Below are 14,871 nucleotides of genomic sequence, written 5' to 3' on the forward strand. Positions count from 1 at the left end.
TCTGGATGGCTGTACTGTCCCGGTCGTGGCTGCCTTCGACGCGGAGGCCGATCTCAGTGGAGATCTGGCCTTCCGCCTCATGAGCAATACGCCGGTGACCCTCTTCTGGCGCACGTCGATCCTGGACCGGACGACCGGGTGGCTGCGCGACCACGGCTACCAGGTCACCCCGCTGGACGCCTCGGGCTGGACCACCGAGGAGGCCATGCACCGGGACATGGCGGCCGTGCTGGGGTTCCCCGGCTACTACGGGCACAACCTCGATGCCCTGAACGACTGCATGCGTGACGTCGTGAGACAGGAGTACGGGTGGTCGCCCGAGGCGGCCGGCCTCGTCCTCGTGTTCACCGGCTACGACACGTTCGCCACGCACTGCCCGAGGTCCGCCCAGATCGTGCTGGACACCATGGCGCGTCACTCCCGGCGCGCAAGCCTGATCGGCCGCCGTCTCATGTGTCTCGTGCAGAGCGACGACCCGCAGATCCGGTTCCAGCAGGTCGGCGCGGTCCCCGCGCTCTGGAACGACGCGGAGTGGGCGGACGCCGACCGCCGACCGGACTGACCGGGAAGCTGCCTTCCCGTCGGCCGTCGGCGCCGGAGCGGCCGGCGAGGAGCGGTCGCCGTCAACCGGCCAGGTGGCCGGTGGCCCGCAGCAGAGCCCGGGAGAAGCGGTTGAGGTCGGCATCGGCTAGCTGCGGTGGGGTGAACCAGTCCAGCTCGCTGATCTCCTCGTGGTCGGGGATCGGCTCTCCGTCGGCGATGGTTGCCTGGTAGACCGCGGTGACGTAGGCGACCCGGTCGCCGTTCGGGTAGGCCACCTCGTAGTCCGGGCCGCCGAGCACGTCCAGCAGCCGCGGCCGGCTGATCTGAACGCCGATCTCCTCCCGGATCTCACGCACGGCCGCCTGGGCCGGGGATTCTCCGACATCGACCGCACCGCCGGGCACCGCCCACCCGTTTCCGTCCTCGGCGTGACGTACCAGCAGGATCCGCGCGCGGTCGTCGACGACGATGACCGAGACCGACGGCATCTGGATCAACTCGTGGCCGATCACCGCCCGCAGCCGGGCGACGTACGACGAGACGGCCATCTGGGCAGGGTAGTCCCTGCGTCCGCATCCACGGCCGGATCCGCACGGAAACGGCCTGTCGCTGAGGCACTTGCCGGGCCCTCGCAATCGGACCATGGTGGGCGGGACGAGATACTGCCCCGTCGACTCGGGGCGGTAGCGTCGCCGACGTGCAATCCGATCGCGCTCTGCTGGATCAAATCCGCACTACGCCATGGGTCGTCGCCCTGTTGGCGCGGTTCGACTTCGACGTCGCCCGGGCGGCATCCGGTCCGGTCGAGCCGGTTCACCTAGCTGGCGGTGAATTCCTTGAGATGATCGCGGGGGACGCCTCCGGCGGAGCATTCATGCTGACCGGTTCAGGTGGTCGACGACCAGTCGTGTACGTCGGGTCGGAGGGCGAAGGCGGACTGATCGCCATGTCCATGCGTGACGCGCTGGCACTCGTCGTCGGGCTGCCCAGCCTCCACGACGCGACCGCGAAACCGTTCGGTGATGACGGCAGCCAGCTGCGGGACTGGCTGGTCCAGGCCGACCACGACCTTCGCGCTGACTGGCCGCAGCTCGACATGGAACGGGGTCGCCTCCGGGAAGCACTCGATCTGCCGCCCGCAGACGAGCTCTTGGCCGCGCTGCATGCAGCTGCGGCCGACGAGCACTACCGCCCGATCAGCGACGCTGGTGAACGCTACAGGTCAATGCTTGAGTAGCCGTGTGGCCCTCTGCCCCCGAATCGGTCTGACGAGCCGCCGAGCAGAGCGGAGGGTGGTGCGCAACGGTCAGGCCGTGACGTGGGAGCTCATCCGCCTCGCCTGATGAGCATGTGACTCGGGGCCGTCTACCTTGCTGGTAGATGGCCCCGAGTTCTGTCCGGTTACTCGGTCTTGAGGATGTCGCTGTGCTCGTACCGGAGTTGCGTCAGCAGCAGGCTCCCGAGGCCGAGCACGCCGAGGGCGTACCGCTTGGCGTCATCCCGGGTCTGGATGCGGTGCCGGTCAACGTTGCTGAGCGCTTGGGCGAAGCCGACACCGTGCGCCCGCCACCCCTCCCGCTCGCTGGCCTGCCGGCCGAGCCGGTAGTCGCTGGCGTCCCCGAGCACCTCCGAGTAGAGCTGCTTGCCGACCAGGTTGTTGCCCTTGACGTCGGTGGGGCTCCCCGTCCAGCCGCGGATCCGGTTCTCCACAAAGATGGCCGTCTGACTAGCAACCTTCTCCCACTCGCCATCTTCGACCTGGGTCTTCACGTGCGCCCACAAGTCAGGGTCGTACGCATGCTCGTCCACCGGCTCGTCGCCGCCCACGAGGCCGAGCTCCCAGATGGCCGCGTCAATCAGCTCACAACCCCTTCGGACGCCTCCTTGCCGAGCTTGGTCGAAGGAGGATCGGGGAGTGCTTGAGCTGTAGACGCTCAGTCCATACCGGATCTTGTCGAAGCGCTCGATCAGATGGTTGTCGGCCCCTAGAGAGCGGACGAAGACCGCCCTGGTCTGAGCCTTCCATGACTCGAATCCGTCGCGACGGGCGAAGAAGGTGGCCTGGGAAGCTTCCTCTTTCAGCCTCTTGAGCTCCTCGATGGCGACAGCAGGGCGCATGGACGCGAGCCTACTTCTCCCCTGCGACATAGACCCCGCGTCCCGGCTGCCCCACGACCAAGTCCCGGTCGTGCAGGAGCGAGACGGCGCGGTACGCGGTGGCTGGGCTGACGTTGAACTGGTCGGCAAGCTCACTCGTGCTGGGCAGCTTCGTCCCCGGCGTGAGCTCGCCGCTCTTGATCTTCGTGGTGAGTTCGTCGGCAATGCGTCGATATTCAGCAGGTGCAGAGGGCATGGCTTCGTTCCCTTGGTTCGGCCCTGCCATCTGACCATGCCCTAACCATCGTCAGCAAGTGATGCAAGAGAATCACGCGCCGTGGCTTTACCTACGTCAGATAGTGACGTAGCTTGCTCTGTGGCTGCCCTTGGTTCGGCAAACGAAGGTCAGCCCCGTCAGGGCGGCGTGGATCCCGTCGCCCTGACGGTCCACCGTGGCCTGACCGCCTGGAGTGCTGATGAACCGGATCCGCTATGACGACTACCTGCTGGCCACCGCGCTGACGCTGGCCCGCCGGCACCGACCGGTCTGGAGTTGGAAGCGCTGGCGCAGGGTGTGCCGCTGCGGCGGGGAACTGCCCTGCCGAGCCCGCCACCGCATCCCGATCAACCGTGGGCACTGGCCCGGCGGTGAGCCGTGATCGAGAGCCGCCAGGTGCCGTTCCTGGTCGAGGTGGCCTGGTTCGTGATCGCTGACCACCGCGTGAAGCCCTGTCACCGCTGTTGCCCGGACGGCTGGTGCCCGCGCTATGCGGCAGCGCGGGGCGGGCTGCTCGCTTGGCGGCTGGCCGGTGATCCCCGATGAGCCCGCAGCTACCGAAGGCCGGCGAGCTGGTGCACGTGACCCGCGCGGCCAGCGTGCAGTTCATCAAGCCGATCATGTGCCGAGTCATCCGGGTGCTCGACTGGATCACTTACGACGGGTGGTGCTGGCTCGATGTGTACCAACTGGACGCCAAGGGCGACGCGGTGGCCCGGCGTTCGATCTTCGTGCAGCCTGCCGGGCTACAGATACAGCGCCCCGCGCCCACGCCCCGTAGGCCGACCCGGTCGGCTGCCATCCCGAACGTGCGCCAAGATCGCCGCCCCGCCGGGGTGCCGGCCACCCTGCAGCGCCGGGCGACGCCGGCTCGGCGTGCGGCTGGCCACGGGTGACTCGGTGGGGCCGAGGTGGGTCCGGGGCGGGTCGAAGATCAGCGGTTAGAGGTGTTTCTCCTGGCAGATATAGGTGCGCCCGGCAGGATTCGAACCTGCGGCCTTGGGATTAGAAGTCCCCTGCTCTATCCGCTGAGCTACGGGCGCGCGCCGACGGTCGTCGCGCCAAGAGGGTACCGCCGCTCCCCGCGTGTCCGGGGGTACGGGTCGGCGCGTCCGTTCCGCCCCTCAGCGTCCCACGCCGGGGCCCGGACCGGCACCACAGTTGCGGCGGGTCCGGCGCGGGCCGGGCGGGACACGATCCGTACCCTCGTCGGATGCTGCTCGACCAGGAAACCGAGAACGAGATCGTCTTCGAGCTGTGTCAGCTCCTCGGACGGGCCATCCTGCCCCTCACCGGCTCGGACGGCCCGGACACACCGCCCGGCGTCCTCGGCACCGCCTTCTTCTACAGCGAGCTGGTCGGCGCCACCGACGACGGCGAGGTCGCGCACGAGTGGCTGCTCACCGCCGACGCGCTCACCGACCGCGCGTACGGCGAGATCGGGTTGCGGCCGAGCGTCACCGACCCGGCCGAAGGGGCGGACGAGCCGATCGACCTGCCCGGTTTCGCCGACCACTGGCTGCACCTGCCGGAACTGGGGCTCGCCGCGATGCCGACCGGCGGTCTGCACGGCTGGGCCGACGACCGGGGCTGGCGCTGGCGTACCCAGCATGTCACCGAGGCGGTGGCCGCGCCGGCCGACTCGGTCGCCCGGATCGGCGCGGCGCCCGCGTCGGCGTTCGTGCTGGCCCTGGGCGTCGGCGACGGCGGGGCGCGGCCGTTGGAGGCGGTCGTCGAGCGGGTCGCCCGGGACGGCGGCGAGGTGCGGGTCACCACGGAGCTGCCCGCAGGCTACGTGGGCGCGCCGGTGTTCGCGGTCGAGGCCGGGCCGGACGGCGGACCGGCGTTGCGCTGCCTCGGCGTGGTGCTGCCGCCGCAGGCCGGTGGCCATCCGATCGCCACCTTCGACCGGGTCCGCGCCGCGCTCACGGCGGTCGTCGCCGACTGAACCGGCCGTCCGGCGGCGGGACGGCCGACTGGGCCGGGCGTCCCGGCGGCGGGACGGACCGGCCTCAGCCCTCGGCGGCCGCGTCGGCCGGCCGCCGCGGGGCCGGCGGTGTCGTGGGCTCCGGCTCGGTCGGCCCGGCGCGCAGGAATCCCTCCGCCCACCGTCCGACCTCCGCGAAGACCTTCTCGCGTACGCCGGGACTGGACAGCGTGAGGTCGTGCAGCCCGCCGTCGAAGCGGGCGAGCGTGATGTGCCGGCCGAGGCGGGGCGCCCAGCGCACCATGTGCTCGACGTCGAGCACGGCGTCGGCGCCGGTGGCGCTGTCGTGCCACTTCGTGCCCCGGAAGCTGCGCGTGGAGCAGGCGAGCAGCACCGGCACCGGGATGTCCAGCCCGGCCCGCAGTCGGCGCTGACCGGCGCGGATCGCGTTGATCCAGCCGGCCCGGACCGGGAACCCGGCGAGCGGCTTCCAGGCCAGGTCGTACCGCCACTCGCCCCGGTGGTCGGCGTGCAGGCTCTCGCCGTACACCGTGCCCAGCCCGAACGGCAGCACACGCTGCGGCGCCCTGCGGCCCAGGCGGGAGACGGCGGCCGCGAGGGGCCGGCGCACCATCCAGGGCGCGTTGATGTCGAAGAAGGGGCTGTTGAGCACGATGCCGTCGACCAGGCCGGCGTCGCGGCGGTCGTGCGCCCAGAGCGAGATGATCAGGCCCCCGGTCGAGTGGCCCATGGCGAGCAGGGTGTCGTGGCCCTCCTCGGCGCGGATGATCTCCGCGGCGGCGTCCAGCTCGGGGAAGTAGTCACCCAGCTCGCGGCAGAAGTTCGGGGTCTGGTGCGGGAGCAGGCTGCGGCCGTACTTGCGCAGGTCGAGCGCGTAGAAGTCCCAGCCCCGTTCGGCGAAGAAGTCGGCCACGTGGGTCTGGAAGAAGTAGTCGACGAAGCCGTGCACGTAGAGCACGGCGCGGCCGGTGGGGCGATCGGCACGCCGCCGCACCAGGGTCGCGACCACCGGCCCCTCGTCGTCGGTACCCAGGTCGATCGTCCGCCGCTCGTAGGGGGCGCCCAGCACGTCCGGTTCCACGACCGCGACGGTACGCCGCCTTGCTACCCGGCGGTAGGGGTGTAAGGAGGGGGCCCTTGTTAACGCATCCGGTAGAGGAAGGGCCCCTTGTTAACAAACGGCACGGCCCGCCCGCCTGCACCGTGCGGGCGGGCCGTGCCGGACTTCAGGCGGTCTCGGCGTCCTCGCGCTCGGCGTCCTGCAACGGGGCGCCCTCGGGCTGGTCGACGGCGCGCAGGTGCTTGTTGTGGCGCGGCTCCTGCCGGGTCTTCGCGTCGTTGAGCTTGCGGCGCAGGTCGTCCCGGACGTCGTTGAGCGCGGCGTGCAGATCCTCCTCGGCCGAGGTGGTGACGATCTTCTGCCGTCCGGCGATCCAGCACTCCAGGGTCACCTTCTGGCCCCGGGCCTCGCGATCCTTGACGGACACCTCCAGCTCGGTGGCGTCGGCGTGGAAGCCGGCGAGCCGGGCGTCCAGGGTCGCGAACTGCTCGGCGATCCAGTTGCGGTCCCCCTGGGAGAACCCGGCGCCGACCCGCAGGCACTCGGCCACGGTCGCGGGGTTCGCCACGGCGCTCATCGCGCTGCCTCGCGGACGTCTCGGAGAAGCATGGGAGCTCCCTTTCTCTCGGTTGATCAAGTACTTACCCAACCGGCGCGATTCCGGAACGCCTGCTTGCCGGCTCGTCTCGATCATGCGCCGACGCAGGTCAGGCACGTAGGGCCGGTCGGCCTAGCAGATCGGGGCTTTGATCAGGTGGTTGTCCACAGGGCGGCTCGTCATCCACAGGTCCGGGCCGGCGGGTGGCCCGGGCGGGGCGACCGGCCGACGCTCACCGGGACAAGTCGATCCCTGGGAGGGGCGATGTTCGATACGTACGTGACGATCGTCGGCAACGTGCTGACCGCGCCGGAGTGGCGCCGGACCACACAGAGCGGAACGCTGGTGGCCAACTTCAAGGTCGCCTCGACCGCCCGCCGGCTCGACCGCGACAGCGGTCGCTGGGTCGACGGCAACAGCCTTCGGGTACGCGTCAATTGCTGGCGCCGCCTCGCCGAGGGGGTGGCCGCCTCGGTGGCGGTCGGTGATCCGGTGATCGTCGCCGGGCGCCTCTACACCCGGGACTGGACCGACGAGGCGGGCACCCACCGCACGCTCTACGAGCTGGAGGCGGTCGCCGTCGGGCACGACCTGTCCCGGGGCCGGGCCCGCTTCCTGCGCAACCAGCCCCGCGCGGCCACCAGCACGGTCGAGGACGCGGAGGCCGAGCAGCGGGTGCACGGCGAGGCGACCGAGCCGGTGCCCGACGCGCAGGCCCCGGCCACGTTCGACGACCGGCCCTTCGACGACGACTTCCCGCCGCCGGAGTACGGAGGCGGCCGGGTCGGGCTGGTCGGCACCGTCGAGCGGGTGGGCGAGCCCGACCCGTTCGACACCCGGCCCGGCGAGCCCGTTCCCGGCAGGGACGCCCGGTTCGGCGATCCGTCCGCCGGTCTGTCGGGCGGCCCGTCGGGCATGCGGGCGGACGGTCCGTCCGGCGCCGGCCCGGGCCGGCCGGCCGAGGACGAGGAGCTGTCCCCCGAGGAGGGCGACGAGCCGGTCCCGGTCGGGGACGACGAGCTGGGTGAGGTCACGGCCCCGGGTGTCGGCGGACCGGGTGAGGTCGAGCCGGTCGGCACGGGTCCGGGCGGCGCCGCCGGGACCACCTCCGGGCGCCGTGGCCGGCGGCGTACCCCGGTGCCCGCCTGACCCTTCGTCGACGGGGGCGCGGGGTGGTGACGTCGGCGTCACCACCCCGCGGTACGACTAGGCTGGCCGGCCGGAGGTGGTGACGGGTGCGACAGGCGACCGCCATGGCGAACGCGACCGGGCTGGTGGCGGGCTACGCGCTCGACGCCCTGCTCGGCGACCCCCGCCGGTGGCATCCGGTGGCCGGCTTCGGCACGGCGGCCGGTGCGCTGGAACGGCGGGTCTACCGCCCCGACCCGGCCGCCGGCACCGCGTTCACGGCGCTCGCAGTCGGCGCGCCGGTCCTGCTCGGCACCGCCGCCGCGCTGGCGACCCGCCGCCATCCGGTGGCCCGGGCCGCGCTGGTGGCCGCCGGCACCTGGACGGTGCTGGGTGGGCGCACGCTGCGGCACGAGTCCCGGGTGATGGCACGCGCGCTGGGCCGGGCCGACCTGCCCGCCGCACGGGCCCGCCTGGGCAACCTGTGCGGGCGCGACCCGTCCGCCCTCGACGAGCCCGAACTCGCCCGCGCCACTGTCGAATCGGTCGCCGAGAACACCTCGGACGCCGTGGTCGCCCCGCTGGTCTGGGGTGCGGTCGCGGGCCTGCCCGGGCTGCTCGGCTACCGGGCGGCGAACACGCTCGACGCGATGGTCGGCCACCGCTCGCCCCGGTACGCCCGCTTCGGCACCCCGGCGGCCCGGCTGGACGACGCGCTGAACCTGGTGCCGTCCCGGCTCACCGGGCTGCTCACGGTGGCCGTCGCGCCGCTGGCACACGGGGACCGCGCCGCCGCCTGGCACGTGTGGCGGCGGGACCGGGCCGACCACCCGAGCCCGAACGCCGGTCAGTGCGAGGCGGCGATGGCGGGCGCGCTCGGCGTCCGGCTCGGCGGGCGCAACGTCTACTTCGGCCGCGCCGAGACCCGGCCCTTCCTCGGTGACGGCCCTCGCCCCGAGGCGCGGCACCTGAAGCGGGCCGCCCGGATCTCCGGCGCGGTGGGTGTGGCCGCGCTCGGCCTGGCCGCGCTCTATCCGGTGACAGTCGGCCGCCTGGCCGGGGCCGCCGGGCGGACCGCGCTGGGCGTCCTCGTCCGTGCGGCTCGCGCCTCGGGCAGCGCGGCCGAGGCGGGCAGCGGGCACCGGGGGAGCGGGCGGTGAGCGGCGGGCTGCTGGTCGCCGGCACCACCTCCGACGCCGGCAAGAGCGTGCTCACCGCCGGCATCTGCCGCTGGCTGCGCCGCCGGGGTGTGCGGGTCGCCCCGTTCAAGGCGCAGAACATGTCGAACAACTCCGCCGTGGTGGTCGGCCCGGACGGTCGCGGCGGCGAACTGGGCCGCGCCCAGGCGATGCAGGCCGCCGCCTGCGGACTCGAAGCCGACCTGCGCTTCAACCCGGTGCTGCTCAAGCCGGGCAGCGACCACGCCAGCCAGGTCGTGCTGCTCGGTGAGGCGGTCGACACGGTCACCGCCGGCAACTACCACGAGGTGCGGTCCCGGCTCGCCACCACGGCGTACGCGGCGCTGGCCGAGCTGCGGGCCGAGTACGACGTGGTGATCTGCGAGGGCGCGGGCAGCCCCGCCGAGATCAACCTGCGCGACGGCGACTACGTGAACATGGGCCTGGCGCGGCAGGCCGGGCTGCCCACGATCGTGGTCGGCGACATCGACAGGGGCGGCGTGTTCGCCTCGATGTTCGGCACCGTCGCCCTGCTCGACGCGGCCGACCAGGCGCTCGTGGCCGGGTTCGTCGTGAACAAGTTCCGGGGTGACCGTGGCCTGCTCCAGCCGGGGCTGGACATGTTGCGCCGGGTCACCGGCCGCCCGGCGTACGGGGTGGTGCCCTGGGCGCTGGACCTGTGGCTGGACGCGGAGGACTCGCTCGCGTACGGGCGGGTGCTCGGCCGCCCGCCCGCGCCCCGGGGCACCGACTGGCTCGACGTCGCCGTGGTCCGGCTGCCCCGGATCAGCAACGCCACCGACGTGGAGGCCCTGGCCACCGAGCCGGGTGTGCGGGTACGCCTCACCGTCGAGCCGGCCGAACTGGCCGCCGCCGACCTGGTGGTGCTCCCCGGCACCAAGTCGACAGTCGCCGACCTGGCCTGGCTGCGGGAGACCGGCCTGGCCGACGCGGTCCGGGCGCACGCCGCCGCCGGACGGCCGCTGCTCGGCATCTGCGGGGGCTTCCAGATGCTGGGCCGGGCGATCCACGATGCGGTGGAGAGCCGCCGGGGCACCGTACCCGGCCTCGGGCTGCTGCCCGTCGAGATCACCTTCGAGCCCCGCAAGACGGTCCGCCGGGCCGAGGGCACCGCCGCCGGCGACGTGCCGGTGCACGGCTACGAGATCCACCACGGCCGGGTCTCGGCCGCCGACCCGGGCCTTGCGCCGCTGCTGCGCTACTCCGACGGCACCGGCGAGGGCGCGCGCCTCGGCACCGTGTACGGCACGCACTGGCACGGCGCCTTCTCCTCGGACGCGTTCCGCCGCCGGTTCCTGACCGAGGTCGCGGAGGCGGCCGGGCGGACCGGCTTCAAGGTCGCGCCGGACACGTCCTTCGCGGCGGCCCGGGAGCGGACGCTGGACCTGCTGGGCGACCTGGTGGAGGAGCATCTCGACACGGACGCGCTGTGGCGGCTCATCGAGTCCGGCCCACCGCCGGGACTGCCGTTCGTGCCACCCGGCGCGCCACCGGCTCAGTAGCGCACGTCGGCCGGGCGGTCGGACATCGGCAGCCCGGCCTCCCGCCAGCCCTGCACCCCGCCGATCATGTCGGTGGCCTGCCGCAGCCCCAGCGTCTGGAGGCTGGCGGCGGCCAGGCTTGAGCTGTACCCCTCACGGCACACCACGATGATCTCGCGGTCGTACCCGGTGGCCTCCGGGATGCGCCACGCGCTGGCCGGGTCGAGCCGCCACTCCAGCACCGTGCGGTCGATGACGATCGCGCCGGGCAGCTCACCCTCCTCGCGGCGCTGCGCCTCGGTACGCGTGTCGATCAGCAGCGCGCCGCCACGGACCGCCTCGACGGTCTCGTGCGGGGTGAGCCGGCGGAGACCGGCGCGGGCCTGTTCCAGGAGGGCGTCGACGCCCGGACACATCACGTCATGGAGCACCCCCCGATCATGCCCAGCGCGCCGCGCCACCGCTCGGTGAAAGGTCCGCCCGGGTCGCAGTTTCCAGCGGACGGGGGAACGTTAGCGTCGGTCGGGTGAACGTGGCCGTGATCGAGGCGTACGCCGGGTTGGCCCGTCGGGTGCTGGCCGGTCCGGCGCGGTTGGGGCGTACCCGCCTGGTGGTTGTCGACGGGCCCAGCGGCGCGGGCAAGAGCCGGTTCGCGGCGCGCCTCGCGGACGCCCTCGCGGCGCGGGCGGGCGGCGTCCGCCCGCCGCTCGTGCACACCGACGACCTGCTCGACGGCTGGGACGACCAGCTCACGTTCTGGACCCGGCTGGAGGAGCAGGTCCTCGGTCCGGTGCGGGCCGGCCGGGCGGGCGGGTACCGCCGTTACAGCTGGGTGCGCCGGCGGTTCCTGGACCCGGTGGTGCCGGTGCCGGCCGGGCCGGTGCTGATCGTCGAGGGGGTGAGCGCCGCCCGCGCGGTCGTGCGGCCCGAGACGACGCTGTCGGTGCTGGTCACCGCGCCGGCCGAGCTGCGGTTGCGCCGGGCGCTGGCCCGCGACGGGGAGCAGATCCTGCCGGAGCTGCGCCGCTGGCACGCGGGGGAGCGGGCGCACTTCGCCGCCGACGGTACGGCGGCAGCGGTGGACCTGGTCGTCGACGGCGCCCCGGACCTGCCGCACGACGGAGACCGCTACTACGTGCGCATGGGGCGGCGATCGGGCTCGGGCGACGTGGCGGGGTAAGGCCAGCATACGATTCCGGTCATGACCACTCCGATCCTCTCCGAGTCCGAGGTGCGGGCCGCCGTCGAGCGGGAACTCCCCGGCGTCCGTGCCGACCTCGAGCGACTCGTCCGCATCCCGGGCATCGCCTTCGAGGGCTTCGACCACTCGCACGTGGAGCGTTCCGCCGAGGCGGTGGCGGAGCTGCTGCGCGGCTGCGGCCTCGACACGCGGATCGTCCGGTCCGGCGGCCAGCCGGCCGTGATCGGCACGAAGGCGGCCCCGCCCGGTGCCCCCACCGTGCTCATGTACGCGCACCACGACGTGCAGCCGGTCGGCGACCTGTCGCTGTGGGAGTCGGACCCGTTCGAGCCGGTGGAGCGCGACGGCCGCCTCTACGGCCGGGGTGCCGCCGACGACAAGGCCGGGATCATGGCGCACGTCGCCGCGCTGCGCGCGTTCGCCGACCGGCTCCCGGTCGGCGTGGTGCTGTTCATCGAGGGCGAGGAGGAGTACGGCTCGGACTCGCTGGAGCGGCTGCTCGCCGAGCACCGCGACGACCTGGCCTCGGACGTCATCGTGATCGCCGACTCCACCAACTGGGACGTCGGCGTGCCGGCGCTGACCACGTCGCTGCGCGGCATCGTCAACTGCTTCGTGGAGGTGCGCACGCTCGACCACGCGGTGCACAGCGGCATGTTCGGCGGCGCCGTGCCGGACGCGCTCACCGCGCTGGTGAAGCTGCTCGGCACGCTGCACGACGAGGCCGGCGACGTCGCGGTGGACGGGCTGGCCGCCCGCGAGGGCGCCAGCGTCGACTACCCGGAGGACCGGTTCCGGGCCGAGGCCGGCCTGGTGGACGGCGCGAAGCTGTTCGGCACCGGGCGGATCACCGACCGGCTCTGGACCAAGCCGGCGCTGGCGATCCTGGGCGTGGACGCGCCGGCCACCGGCGAGGCCCCGAACGCGCTGGTGCCGTCCGCGAAGGCGAAGCTGAGCGTACGGCTGGCGCCGGGCGACGACCCGAAGAAGGCGTACGCGGCCCTGACCGCGCATCTGGAGCGGCACGCGCCGTGGGGCGCGCAGGTGTCGGTGACGTTCGAGCACGACGGCGCGCCCTGCGTCATCGACGCCTCCGGGCCGATGTTCGACGCGGCCCGGTCGGCGTTCCGGACGGCCTGGGACGGCACCGACCCGGTCGACATCGGGGTCGGCGGGTCGATCCCGTTCATCGCCACGTTCCAGGAGATGTTCCCGCAGGCCGCGATCCTGGTGACCGGTGTGGAGGATCCGCACGCGCGGGCGCACGGGCCGAACGAGAGCCTGCACCTGGGCGAGTTCGCCCGGGTGTGCCTGGCCGAGGCGCTGCTGCTGGCCCGGGTGGCGGAGGCCGGAAACCGCGCCTGAGGTGTCGAAACCGTAACTGCGGGGCCGATGTCGGAGTTTGTGGTGTGTCGGCGGGCGGGGTGTTATAGCCTTTCGAACATGCGTACGAACGACGAGATGGAGCGGCTCCAGGCCGCCGTCCGTGCTCTGGGGGACGTCGACGTCTCCGCGTGGTCCGAGGACACGCTCAACGAACAGATCGGCGAGCTCTCCGCCGCCCTGGTCACGCTCGACGCGCTCCTCACCCGGGTCGCCGAGGGCGTGCGCGGGCGCGGCCTGCGCATCGAGGAACCCGTCTCGGCCTGACCGTCGGCCCGTCGGCCCGGCGCACCCGTGCGGTGTGCCGGGCCGCGGGATCCACCCCGATGTCACAGGCGGCTGGCAGGATGTGGGCGTGCGTTTCGCGGAGCTGGCGGCCACCTCGGCCGCGGTCGGGGCCACCAGCGGCCGACGGGCCAAGGTGGAGCTGCTGGCCGCCGCGCTTCGAGGGCTGGAGCCGGGTGAGATCCCGGCGGGCGCCGGCTACCTCGCCGGTGAGCTGCGCCAGCGTCAGACCGGCGTCGGCTGGGCGGGCCTGCGTGACCTGCCCCCGCCGTCCGCCGAGCCGACGCTGACAGTCGCCGCCGTCGACGCGGCGATCGAGGAGATCTCCCGTGTCGCCGGGGCCGGTTCGCAGGCCCGGCGGCGGGATCTGGTCGGCCGTCTGTTCGCCGCCGCCACCGCCGACGAGCAGCGCCTGCTGACCGGTCTGTTCCGGGGCGAGCTGCGCCAGGGCGCGCAGGCCGGGCTGCTGGCCGACGCCGTCGCGCGCGCCACCGACGTACCGGTCACGGCCGTCCGGCGTGCCCTGCTGCTCGCCGGTGACCTGCGGGCGGTGGCGGTCGCGGCACTCACCGGGGGCGCCGCCGCGCTGGCCGGGTTCGGGCTCCAGGTGGGCCGGCCGCTCGCGCCGATGCTGGCGCAGAGCGCGCCCTCGGTCGACGAGGCGCTGACCGCCACCGGCGTGCCGGCGGTGGTCGACGTCAAGCTCGACGGCATCCGCATCCAGGTGCACCGCTCCGGCCCGGACATCGCGGTCTACACCCGCAGCCTGGACGAGATCACCGGCCGGCTGCCCCAGGTGGTGGCCGCCGTCCGCGCGCTGCCCGCCCGCGAGCTGGTGCTCGACGGTGAGGCGATCGGGCTCGACGCGGCCGGCCGGCCGCTGCCGTTCCAGGAGACGTCCAGCCGGGCGGCCCGGCGCACCACGCCCAGCACCACCGGGCCGACGCAGGTCGCGCCCGCCGTGCTGGCCGCCGCCGAGCGCACCGGCGAACCGGTGCTCACGCCGTACTTCTTCGACCTGCTGCACCTCGACGGCACCGACCTGATCGACGCGCCCGGGCGGGAGCGGTGGGCGGCCCTGGCCGGCGCGGTCGACGCCTCGCTGCTCGTCGACCGGGTCGAGGTGGACGACGTGGCGCAAGCAGCCACGGCGTTCGCCGCGGCGGTCGACGCCGGTCAGGAAGGCGTGGTGGTCAAGGATCCGGCCGCGCCCTACGACGCCGGCCGGCGCGGCTCGGCCTGGGTCAAGGTCAAGCCGCGGCACACGCTCGACCTGGTGGTCCTCGCGGTCGAGTGGGGCAGCGGCCGGCGGGAGGGCTGGCTGTCCAACCTGCACCTCGGCGCCCGCGATCCGCGCACCGGCGAGTTCGTCATGCTCGGCAAGACCTTCAAGGGGCTCACCGACGAGCTGCTGCGCTGGCAGACCGAGCGGTTCCTGTCGCTCGCCGTGGAGAAGGGCGACTGGGTGGTGCGGGTGCGGCCGGAGCAGGTGGTCGAGATCGCGTTCGACGGGGTGCAGACCAGCAGCCGGTACCCGGGCGGCATGGCGTTGCGCTTCGCGCGCGTGCTGCGCTACCGCGACGACAAGACCGCCGCCGAGGCGGACACCATCGACGCGGTCCGCGCCATCCACGCCGGCCGGGTCACCGGCTGACGGCTCAGCCGGCCGAC

The 14,871-nt window shown here is 73.4% G+C and carries 17 protein-coding genes, 1 tRNA gene and 1 pseudogene; 12 read left to right on the plus strand and 7 right to left on the minus strand.

Annotation, left to right across the window (positions count from 1 at the left end; all coding sequences use genetic code 11):
• Positions 1–25 precede the first annotated feature (25 nt).
• Entirely contained in the window at positions 26–562 is a 537-nt protein-coding gene (locus ABIH81_RS14220; protein ID WP_349880715.1) for a barstar family protein, read from the plus strand.
• 61 nt (positions 563–623) lie between these two features.
• Here the strand turns inward: ABIH81_RS14220 and ABIH81_RS14225 are convergent, their stop codons facing one another.
• Entirely contained in the window at positions 624–1,091 is a 468-nt protein-coding gene (locus ABIH81_RS14225; protein ID WP_349880716.1) for an NUDIX domain-containing protein, read from the minus strand.
• Positions 1,092–1,240: 149 nt separating this feature from the next.
• Here ABIH81_RS14225 and ABIH81_RS14230 point away from each other — a divergent pair, with 149 nt between their 5' ends.
• Positions 1,241–1,780: a hypothetical protein gene (locus ABIH81_RS14230; protein WP_349880717.1), complete on the plus strand. Its 540-nt coding sequence runs from the start codon at positions 1,241–1,243 to the stop codon at positions 1,778–1,780.
• A gap of 164 nt (positions 1,781–1,944) precedes the next feature.
• On the opposite strand, the gene ABIH81_RS14235 is transcribed toward ABIH81_RS14230, so the two are convergent.
• Together ABIH81_RS14235 and ABIH81_RS14240 are read right to left on the minus strand one after the other, a co-directional pair.
• Entirely contained in the window at positions 1,945–2,661 is a 717-nt protein-coding gene (locus ABIH81_RS14235; RefSeq protein WP_349880719.1) for a TIGR02391 family protein, read from the minus strand.
• A gap of 10 nt (positions 2,662–2,671) precedes the next feature.
• Positions 2,672–2,896, minus strand: a complete 225-nt coding sequence (locus ABIH81_RS14240; RefSeq protein WP_067314750.1) for a winged helix-turn-helix domain-containing protein — start codon at positions 2,894–2,896, stop codon at positions 2,672–2,674.
• A gap of 220 nt (positions 2,897–3,116) precedes the next feature.
• On the opposite strand from ABIH81_RS14240, the gene ABIH81_RS14245 reads away from it, so the two are divergent.
• A complete protein-coding gene (locus ABIH81_RS14245; protein ID WP_349880720.1) occupies positions 3,117–3,299 on the plus strand; it encodes a hypothetical protein in 183 nt (60 codons plus the stop codon).
• A 160-nt stretch (positions 3,300–3,459) separates the two neighbouring features.
• The gene (locus tag ABIH81_RS14250) at positions 3,460–3,813 is read left to right on the plus strand and encodes a hypothetical protein (RefSeq protein WP_349880721.1); all 354 of its coding nucleotides are present in this window, start codon (positions 3,460–3,462) and stop codon (positions 3,811–3,813) included.
• A 74-nt stretch (positions 3,814–3,887) separates the two neighbouring features.
• Here the strand turns inward: ABIH81_RS14250 and ABIH81_RS14255 are convergent.
• Positions 3,888–3,960, minus strand: a tRNA-Arg gene (locus tag ABIH81_RS14255).
• A gap of 170 nt (positions 3,961–4,130) precedes the next feature.
• Between ABIH81_RS14255 and ABIH81_RS14260 the strand changes: the two genes are divergently transcribed.
• Entirely contained in the window at positions 4,131–4,865 is a 735-nt protein-coding gene (locus ABIH81_RS14260; RefSeq protein ID WP_349880722.1) for a hypothetical protein, read from the plus strand.
• 64 nt (positions 4,866–4,929) lie between these two features.
• Here the strand turns inward: ABIH81_RS14260 and ABIH81_RS14265 are convergent, their stop codons facing one another.
• Entirely contained in the window at positions 4,930–5,946 is a 1,017-nt protein-coding gene (locus ABIH81_RS14265; RefSeq protein ID WP_349880723.1) for an alpha/beta hydrolase, read from the minus strand.
• A 145-nt stretch (positions 5,947–6,091) separates the two neighbouring features.
• On the minus strand, positions 6,092–6,502 hold the full coding sequence (locus tag ABIH81_RS14270; protein WP_349880725.1) for an HPF/RaiA family ribosome-associated protein: 411 nt from the start codon (positions 6,500–6,502) through the stop codon (positions 6,092–6,094).
• A 285-nt stretch (positions 6,503–6,787) separates the two neighbouring features.
• Between ABIH81_RS14270 and ssb the strand changes: the two genes are divergently transcribed.
• The 3 genes from ssb to ABIH81_RS14285 all read left to right on the plus strand — a co-directional run bounded on the left by ssb (position 6,788) and on the right by ABIH81_RS14285 (position 10,352).
• Positions 6,788–7,672 carry a single-stranded DNA-binding protein gene (gene ssb / locus ABIH81_RS14275; RefSeq protein ID WP_349880726.1) on the plus strand — a complete coding sequence of 295 codons (885 nt, stop codon included), beginning with the start codon at positions 6,788–6,790 and terminating at the stop codon, positions 7,670–7,672.
• A 104-nt stretch (positions 7,673–7,776) separates the two neighbouring features.
• Positions 7,777–8,811, plus strand: a complete 1,035-nt coding sequence (locus tag ABIH81_RS14280; RefSeq protein ID WP_349881101.1) for a cobalamin biosynthesis protein — start codon at positions 7,777–7,779, stop codon at positions 8,809–8,811.
• Positions 8,808–10,352, plus strand: a complete 1,545-nt coding sequence (locus tag ABIH81_RS14285) for a cobyric acid synthase (RefSeq protein WP_349880727.1) — start codon at positions 8,808–8,810, stop codon at positions 10,350–10,352. The genes ABIH81_RS14280 and ABIH81_RS14285 overlap by 4 nt, the downstream gene beginning before the upstream one ends.
• On the opposite strand, the gene ABIH81_RS14290 is transcribed toward ABIH81_RS14285, so the two are convergent.
• On the minus strand, positions 10,346–10,747 hold the full coding sequence (locus ABIH81_RS14290; RefSeq protein ID WP_281606520.1) for a rhodanese-like domain-containing protein: 402 nt from the start codon (positions 10,745–10,747) through the stop codon (positions 10,346–10,348). The two genes, ABIH81_RS14285 and ABIH81_RS14290, sit on opposite strands and share 7 nt — an antisense overlap.
• A gap of 110 nt (positions 10,748–10,857) precedes the next feature.
• Between ABIH81_RS14290 and ABIH81_RS14295 the strand changes: the two are divergent.
• From ABIH81_RS14295 to ABIH81_RS14310, 4 genes and pseudogenes are all read left to right on the plus strand, one after another.
• A pseudogene (locus ABIH81_RS14295) lies at positions 10,858–11,558 on the plus strand (hypothetical protein); the annotation flags it as partial.
• Positions 11,533–12,897: a dipeptidase gene (locus ABIH81_RS14300; RefSeq protein WP_349880728.1), complete on the plus strand. Its 1,365-nt coding sequence runs from the start codon at positions 11,533–11,535 to the stop codon at positions 12,895–12,897. The pseudogene ABIH81_RS14295 and the gene ABIH81_RS14300, both read left to right, overlap by 26 nt.
• A 78-nt stretch (positions 12,898–12,975) precedes the next feature.
• Positions 12,976–13,182, plus strand: coding sequence for a hypothetical protein (locus ABIH81_RS14305; RefSeq protein WP_030273275.1), 207 nt, complete (start codon positions 12,976–12,978; stop codon positions 13,180–13,182).
• Between the two features lie 88 nt (positions 13,183–13,270).
• Complete coding sequence (locus tag ABIH81_RS14310; protein ID WP_349880730.1) at positions 13,271–14,854, plus strand: ATP-dependent DNA ligase; 1,584 nt, start codon at positions 13,271–13,273, stop codon at positions 14,852–14,854.
• Positions 14,855–14,871 lie beyond the last annotated feature (17 nt).

Origin of the sequence: Micromonospora sp. HUAS YX12, from assembly GCF_040215685.1 — a bacterium.
In the GTDB taxonomy this organism is placed as follows: Bacteria; Actinomycetota; Actinomycetes; order Mycobacteriales; family Micromonosporaceae; genus Micromonospora; species Micromonospora tulbaghiae.

Coding starts and splice junctions, on each gene's coding strand:
- ssb (WP_349880726.1), top strand. CDS start 6,788: ATGTTCGATACGTACGTGACGATCGTCGGCAACGTGCTGACCGCGCCG.
- ABIH81_RS14290 (WP_281606520.1), bottom strand. CDS start 10,747: ATGTGTCCGGGCGTCGACGCCCTCCTGGAACAGGCCCGCGCCGGTCTC.
- ABIH81_RS14270 (WP_349880725.1), bottom strand. CDS start 6,502: ATGAGCGCCGTGGCGAACCCCGCGACCGTGGCCGAGTGCCTGCGGGTC.
- ABIH81_RS14250 (WP_349880721.1), top strand. CDS start 3,460: ATGAGCCCGCAGCTACCGAAGGCCGGCGAGCTGGTGCACGTGACCCGC.
- ABIH81_RS14245 (WP_349880720.1), top strand. CDS start 3,117: ATGAACCGGATCCGCTATGACGACTACCTGCTGGCCACCGCGCTGACG.
- ABIH81_RS14280 (WP_349881101.1), top strand. CDS start 7,777: ATGGCGAACGCGACCGGGCTGGTGGCGGGCTACGCGCTCGACGCCCTG.
- ABIH81_RS14305 (WP_030273275.1), top strand. CDS start 12,976: ATGCGTACGAACGACGAGATGGAGCGGCTCCAGGCCGCCGTCCGTGCT.
- ABIH81_RS14225 (WP_349880716.1), bottom strand. CDS start 1,091: ATGGCCGTCTCGTCGTACGTCGCCCGGCTGCGGGCGGTGATCGGCCAC.
- ABIH81_RS14240 (WP_067314750.1), bottom strand. CDS start 2,896: ATGCCCTCTGCACCTGCTGAATATCGACGCATTGCCGACGAACTCACC.
- ABIH81_RS14300 (WP_349880728.1), top strand. CDS start 11,533: ATGACCACTCCGATCCTCTCCGAGTCCGAGGTGCGGGCCGCCGTCGAG.
- ABIH81_RS14260 (WP_349880722.1), top strand. CDS start 4,131: ATGCTGCTCGACCAGGAAACCGAGAACGAGATCGTCTTCGAGCTGTGT.
- ABIH81_RS14235 (WP_349880719.1), bottom strand. CDS start 2,661: ATGCGCCCTGCTGTCGCCATCGAGGAGCTCAAGAGGCTGAAAGAGGAA.